Genomic DNA, 5,964 nt, shown 5'->3' with positions numbered 1-5,964 from the left:
CACCGCCCGACTTCTCTGCGTGGTGAGGGTGACCGGGTGATCAGCCGATCGTGTAGCGGGTGATCGGCACGGAACCGACCTCCCAGATGTTGCCGCTGAGCACCGGCGCGCTCGACTCGGGGGCCACGATGGCACATCCCGAGTGGATGCGCTCCGGTCCGAAGACGTTGCTGGTGACGATCGGTCGGTTGTTCGCCGCGGATGCGCCGACGTTGATGGTGCACCCACCGTCCTGGAGGTAGTTGTCTCGGATGGTGATGGAGCCGAGCTTCGCGATCGACGAGTTCTGCGTGATCTGCACCGCAGCGTTCGTCGCGCCCTCCATACGGTTGCCCTCGAGGACGATCGATGCGCCGCCCTCGATCTGCACCGAGTCATCGTGCGACGGAGTTCCGCCCCGGAGCGGGTCCTTCTCCCAGTGGGAGTTGTCGTGCAGCCAGGAATCGCGCACGACGACATTGTTCCCGAGCACTCGCACCGGGTCGACGACGCGATGGATGTCCATCCGCAGCGCGGTGAAGTTGGATCCCACGATGCCGTTCCAGGCGGGGTCCTCCGAGGCCGCGTAGATCTCGGAGTCCTGGATGGTGAAGGGCTGGCCCGAATTGACGTTGGTCACGAGACCGATGCTGCGTGCCGTCGAACCTCCGACGATGCGTGAGTTCTTGATCACGACGCCGGGCGCCTTGATCTCGATGATCCCGCGTACTTCGAGTCCATCCACGACGGTGTTCGCCTTCGTGATCACGAGGTCGCCCTCGTGGACCTTGAGCGTCACGCCGGCAGGCACACCCGTCGTCGCCGCCGTCGGGTAACCCGACGCGGGCACCGGGGGATTCGCCGGAGCAGGTGCCGGAGCAGGAGCGGGAGCAGGTGCCGGAGCAGGAGCGGGAGCGGGCGCCGGAGCCGGAGCGGGCGCCGGAGCAGGAGCAGGAGCGGGCGCCGGAGCCGGAGCGGGCGCCGGAGCCGGCTGCTGGATCGCGTTGTACGAGGATGTCACGACCGAGGCCTTGAGCGACGGTGAGCCCTTCGACGTGTAGAAGGTCACAGCGGCTTTGCCGCCTGCGGTGATCCGGGAGCCGGAAGTGTCTGTGGCGGACACCGAACGAGCGGCGGCGGAGCCGATCTTCGCCCAGGCCTTGAGAGTCACCTTCGAGGTGCCCTTCACTTCGAGCGTGAGAGTGAGCTTCTCTCCGGGCTTGATCTTCTGGCCGAGAGTCGCGTACGACGAGATGGTCGACTGCGTGAGAGAGCTTCCGGTGCCGTTGAGTCGCTTGATCGAGACGCTGACCGTGCCGTCCGGATAGGTGCGGGCCTGAGCGGCGTAGGCGCCGGCCTTGCCGGATCGCGCCTGCACCGAGGTGTAGACGCCGCTCCCGGAGCTGGGGAGTGAGGCGAGGGTGGTCGACGCGCTGGCCTTGCCGTCACGGATCACGCTGCTTCCCACCGCAACGGTGGACAGTGAACCCGGCTTGACCGAGATGGACGTCGCGGCGCTGGCAGGTGGAGCGGAGAGGAGTCCCACTGCGACGAGCACCGTCGAGAGCAGGAGAGCGACCAGGAGTCGGCCGCTTCGGTGAGTGGAGGATCGGGAGTAACGAACGGGGGCAGGGTAAGGAGTCATATTCATAGGTGTCCAGCCGTTTTCGGGGAGGGGCTGCGCCGAGGCACAGAGTTTGGCGGCTATCGCAGGCCATACTAGGTGGGCCGAACCTGTATGTCACCCGAGAATCCGGAATATTCCCGGAGAGTCATGTCATACGGGCGATATATTGCGCTACCGCACCCGTCGTTTTGTGGAACCGGTTGTCTAGAGCTCGCCGGGTTTCATCGCCTCGGCGTCGATCGCCCTGATGACGCGCAACGTCGCGGTATCGGGCTTCGGTTCGGCCTCCGGGGCGCCCTTCCGGTCTCGCCTCGCCGGCGCGTAGACGACGAGCGAGTGGAACAGGAAACGCGCGAAGAAAGCGACGATGAGAGAAAGTCCGGTCGCGAGCACGCTGGATATATGCCAGGTCTCGACCATGAGCGCCATCACGGGGATGCGCAGCGCGGCCTCGACGTTGTTGAAGGTGAACGAGGCGGCGAAGCGGCGGCCGAGCCCTCGGGCGTCGGTGCGCATGTCGGCGAAGACGAACTTCTCCTGAAGGATGAAGTTGCCGATGATGGTGACCTCGGCGCCGATGATCGCCGCCCAGATATAGGGCACCCCGAGCGCCGTGAGCGCCCACATGATGCCGAGGTTCGCGGCGGCGCCGATCACGCCGATCAGCGCGAAGAGCGACATCTTGCCGAATCGCAGTCGCGTCAGGTGCGCGACGAACGTGGCGCCCTGACGAAAACTGGCCTTCGAGGTGCCGTGCCGCCTCTCGGCGAACTCCATGGGCACCTCGGCGATGCGCAGATCGGTGCGGGCGAGGATCTCGAGAAGGATCTTGAAGCCCTGCGGCTTGAGCGCGTCGAGGTCGAGGCGACTCCGGTCCACGAGGAAGAACCCCGTCATCGGGTCGGTGCTGCGGGCGAGCCTGATCGGGAACATCGCCCGGGTCAACCATGTCGCGGCTCGGGAGACACCGAAGCGCACAGCCGTGCCGAGACCGCTCGTGTCTCCCCCACCGACGTACCGCGAGGCCGCGACCACATCGGCGTCACCCTGCGCATGGCGCGCCAGGAGGCCCGCGAGCAGCTCGGGCGGATGCTGCAGATCGCCGTCCATCACGATGCAGAGGTCGGATGCCGCCGCCCGCAGTCCCACGACGACCGCGCCGCCCAGGCCACCGGTGTTATCGGCGCGGTGGATGACCCGGACGGGGATCTCGGCGTCCGCGGCGACGCGCTCGACCTCGGCTGCGGTGTCATCGCTGCTGTCGTCGACGAACAGGATCTCGGCGTCGAAGGCGGCGAGCGCCGATGTCGTGCGCGCGACGAGCTCTGCGACGTTCTCGCGTTCGTTGAAGGTCGGCACGATGACGGTGACCGCTGTCGTCACGAGCATCCCCCTTCGCCTGTGCGCGCAACCGCTGCGGCATCCATAGTTCCATGTGCACCTGTGGGCGACGAAACCGACACCTGCTAGACTGCCCCAATGCGGCTGTGGGAGTCGCTGAGCGGATGGGGATCCGCTCCTGGGGAATCACTGATCTGGGGAGATCATGGGGACGCGCATCGGCTATGCCGTTGGTGCCTTCGACCTGTTTCACGTCGGGCATCTGAACCTTCTTCGTCACGCCAAGCAGCACTGCGACGTCCTCGTCGCCGGTGTCGTCAGCGATGAGATGCTGCGGCAGGTGAAGGGCATCGAGCCCGTCATCCCGACCGCGGAGCGGGCGGAGATCGTCCGCCACATCTCCTTCGTCGACGACGTGTACGTCGAGACCACGCCATCGAAGATGGACTCCTGGCGGGACGTGCAGTTCACGCACTTCTTCAAGGGCGACGACTGGCGCGGCACCGACAAGGGCCTGCGCCTCGAGCGCGAGTTCGCGGTGGTCGGGGTCGAGGTCGTGTACTTCCCGTACACGGCGCACACCTCGAGCTCATCGCTGCGGCGAGCGCTCGACGCGATCACGGCGGGCGCCAACCTGGGCGGCACCGCGATGGGTGGCGCGGCACTCGCCACGATCTGACGGACCGCTGCGTACCGATGTCACGGGCTGACGGAGCGCGCCTGCCGCGCTCCGTCAGTTCGCGACGCCGAGCAGGCTGCGCGCCATGCGTGCGACATGCGGCGGAGTATGGGGACCGAGCCAGACGGTCCACTGAGCCGGCGGCTCGGTGCACGTCCACTCGATGAGCCAGGAGTGCACCGCGTTGGCGAGCCGCTCGCCTTTGGCGTGCTGACGCGCGCCGTCGCCACGGAGCAGCCACCGCACCGAGACGCCCTCGGGCACGTCGATGTGACGGAACTGGATGCGCGCGGCCGCTTCGAGGAGGATCACTCCCTCGGCATCCCAGGGCATTCGGGCTGCGATACCGGCGATCACTCCGGCGTCGGCGGCATCGCCGGCGATCAGCACGGCACCCTCGATGTTCTCCCAGTCCGGATCGTCGAGATGCTCGCACGCGTGATTCATGCAATCAGTATAGGTAAGGCTACCCTTACTGTTCAATGTCGGGATTCCGGTCCGTCTTCAGCCGCGCCGCTTTAGGCTTGGGGTATGACCACTGCCGCAGAATCCGCGATCACCATGTTCGGCGCCGACTGGTGCCGTGACTGCATCCGCACCAAGAAGCAGCTCGACGCCCTCGGTGTCGAGTACACCTACATCGACCTCGTCGCGGAGCCCTCTGCCGCGGACGTCGCGAAGGAGATCTCGGGACGCACGAACATCCCGGTCGTGGTCTACCCCGACTCCTCTCACCACGTCGAGCCGTCGAACGCCGACGTCGAGGCGAAGCTCCGCGAGCTCTCGCTCATCTGATCCCGCTCGCCTGATCCCGCTCGCCTGAGAGCCGTTCGGACGCCGAGATCCGAGCCCGGGGCCTGCTCCATCGCACCGCTACACTGGCGCGATGAGCACCCCGGCTCGACCTGAGCGCGCGTCCGTCCGCCCGTCCGGCCGGCTTCCGGGCCGCCTGTCCCGCCGAACCGTGGCGCTCTACGCCGTCGGCTCGCTCGGCTCGGGCGGCTATGCAACCCTGCCGGGTCTGGTCCTGACGTATTTCCTCACCGACAACCTCGGTGTCTCCGCGCTCGTGGCGGGTCTCATCGTGACCGCCGCGAAGATCTGGGACGTCGTGATCGATCCCGTGATCGGCGCGGCATCCGACCGACAGTTCGCCCGCACGGGGTCGCGCCGCGGATTCATGGCCGCGGGAGCTCTCTCGCTTCCGTTCTTCTTCGCGGCCACGTTCGCCGTGCCGCCGTCCTGGGGACCGGCCGCGGGAGCGGTGTGCGTCCTGCTCGCCTTCCTCGCGACCGCGACCGCGTTCAGCCTCTTCCAGGTCCCGTACATCGCCCTGCCTGCCGAGCTCACCTCCGACTACGACGAGCGCACGAGGCTTCTCGGATGGCGCGTCGTGGTGCTCACCGCCGCGATCCTGCTGTTCGGTGCGGGTGGCCCCGAGCTGCGGAGCGCCGCATCGGATCCCGTACTGGGCTACCTGCTGATGGGCGCCGTGGCCGGCATCGCGATCGGCCTGGGCATGTGGGTGGCGGCGCGGACGGCGGATGCCGCCGCCGAGGCGCCCGCAGACCACGCCACTCCCCCGGCGGGTCTGCGCGCGCAGTACGCGGCCGGTCTGCGAGTGCTGCGTCGGAGCCAGCCCTTCCGAGCCCTGCTCGGCACCTACCTGCTGCAGGCGTTGGCGACGGGCACGATGCTGGCAGCCGCACAATACGTGGCGACCTGGGTGCTGGGCTCAGAGGACGCCGTGACGCTCGTCTTCATCGCTCTCGTCGGCCCCGCCCTCGTCGCGACCCCCGCGTGGGCGGCCCTGGCCCGGCGCATCGGCAAGGAGCGCGCATTCGGCATCGCCAGCGTCCCTGATCGCCGCCGCGTCCCTGACACTGGCCGTATGGTCGCCGGGAGCCTGGATCTACGCCTCGGTCGCAGTCGCCGGCGTGGCGTACGCGGGGCTGCAGGCCCTGCCGATGGCGATGCTCCCCGACGTGATCTCACACGACGAGCGGGTGAGCGGTCGAGGACGCGGGCAGGCCGGGACGTTCACGGGAGTGTGGACCGCCGGCGAGACGGTGGGATTCGCGCTCGGCGCCTCCGCCGTGGCGCTGATGCTCGCCGCGACCGGGTACGTCTCGACGGTCGCGGGAGCCTCGACCGCGCAGCCGGATGCCGCCGTCGCGGGCATCGCGCTGAGCTTCAGCGTGCTTCCCGCCGCGCTCATGGCCGCGAGCCTCGTCACACTGCGGCGATACCGTCTGCGTCGATCCGACATCGACGTCGCACCGCCCGCATAAGCTGGGACCCCGTCCGAAGGAGCCGCCGATGACCTCTGCGACCACGC

6 protein-coding genes and 1 pseudogene are annotated in these 5,964 nt (G+C 68.0%); 4 read left to right on the top strand and 3 right to left on the bottom strand.

The features are described from left to right. Positions 1 to 40: 40 nt before the first annotated feature. The gene (locus RTM68_RS05380) at positions 41 to 1,447 is read right to left on the bottom strand and encodes a right-handed parallel beta-helix repeat-containing protein (protein WP_312168997.1); all 1,407 of its coding nucleotides are present in this window, start codon (positions 1,445 to 1,447) and stop codon (positions 41 to 43) included. 363 nt (positions 1,448 to 1,810) lie between these two features. Continuing rightward, positions 1,811 to 2,995, bottom strand: a complete 1,185-nt coding sequence (locus RTM68_RS05375) for a glycosyltransferase (protein ID WP_396654188.1) — start codon at positions 2,993 to 2,995, stop codon at positions 1,811 to 1,813. A gap of 157 nt (positions 2,996 to 3,152) precedes the next feature. Between RTM68_RS05375 and RTM68_RS05370 the strand changes: the two genes are divergently transcribed. Next, positions 3,153 to 3,626: an adenylyltransferase/cytidyltransferase family protein gene (locus RTM68_RS05370; protein ID WP_312168992.1), complete on the top strand. Its 474-nt coding sequence runs from the start codon at positions 3,153 to 3,155 to the stop codon at positions 3,624 to 3,626. Positions 3,627 to 3,680: 54 nt separating this feature from the next. On the opposite strand, the gene RTM68_RS05365 is transcribed toward RTM68_RS05370, so the two are convergent. Further along, on the bottom strand, positions 3,681 to 4,073 hold the full coding sequence (locus RTM68_RS05365) for an SIP domain-containing protein (RefSeq protein ID WP_312168989.1): 393 nt from the start codon (positions 4,071 to 4,073) through the stop codon (positions 3,681 to 3,683). Positions 4,074 to 4,157: 84 nt separating this feature from the next. Here RTM68_RS05365 and RTM68_RS05360 point away from each other — a divergent pair, with 84 nt between their 5' ends. From RTM68_RS05360 to RTM68_RS05350, 3 genes and pseudogenes are all read left to right on the top strand, one after another. Further along, the gene (locus tag RTM68_RS05360; RefSeq protein ID WP_312168987.1) at positions 4,158 to 4,421 is read left to right on the top strand and encodes a glutaredoxin domain-containing protein; all 264 of its coding nucleotides are present in this window, start codon (positions 4,158 to 4,160) and stop codon (positions 4,419 to 4,421) included. Positions 4,422 to 4,512: 91 nt separating this feature from the next. Next, positions 4,513 to 5,418 (top strand): annotated as a pseudogene (locus tag RTM68_RS05355) (MFS transporter); the annotation flags it as partial. A gap of 67 nt (positions 5,419 to 5,485) precedes the next feature. Continuing rightward, a complete protein-coding gene (locus RTM68_RS05350; RefSeq protein WP_312169050.1) occupies positions 5,486 to 5,917 on the top strand; it encodes an MFS transporter in 432 nt (143 codons plus the stop codon). Positions 5,918 to 5,964 lie beyond the last annotated feature (47 nt).

Origin of the sequence: Microbacterium sp. (genome assembly GCF_031988965.1) — a bacterium.
GTDB lineage: Bacteria > Actinomycetota > Actinomycetes > Actinomycetales > Microbacteriaceae > Microbacterium.
Note: the sequence above shows the minus strand (reverse complement) of the source record. Positions and strands in the feature narration are given on the sequence as shown.

What these genes read in the sequence shown, in the direction of transcription:
- RTM68_RS05375 (WP_396654188.1), bottom strand. Translation starts at nt 2,995, where the DNA reads ATGCTCGTGACGACAGCGGTCACCGTCATCGTGCCGACCTTCAACGAA.
- RTM68_RS05365 (WP_312168989.1), bottom strand. Translation starts at nt 4,073, where the DNA reads ATGAATCACGCGTGCGAGCATCTCGACGATCCGGACTGGGAGAACATC.
- RTM68_RS05370 (WP_312168992.1), top strand. Translation starts at nt 3,153, where the DNA reads ATGGGGACGCGCATCGGCTATGCCGTTGGTGCCTTCGACCTGTTTCAC.
- RTM68_RS05360 (WP_312168987.1), top strand. Translation starts at nt 4,158, where the DNA reads ATGACCACTGCCGCAGAATCCGCGATCACCATGTTCGGCGCCGACTGG.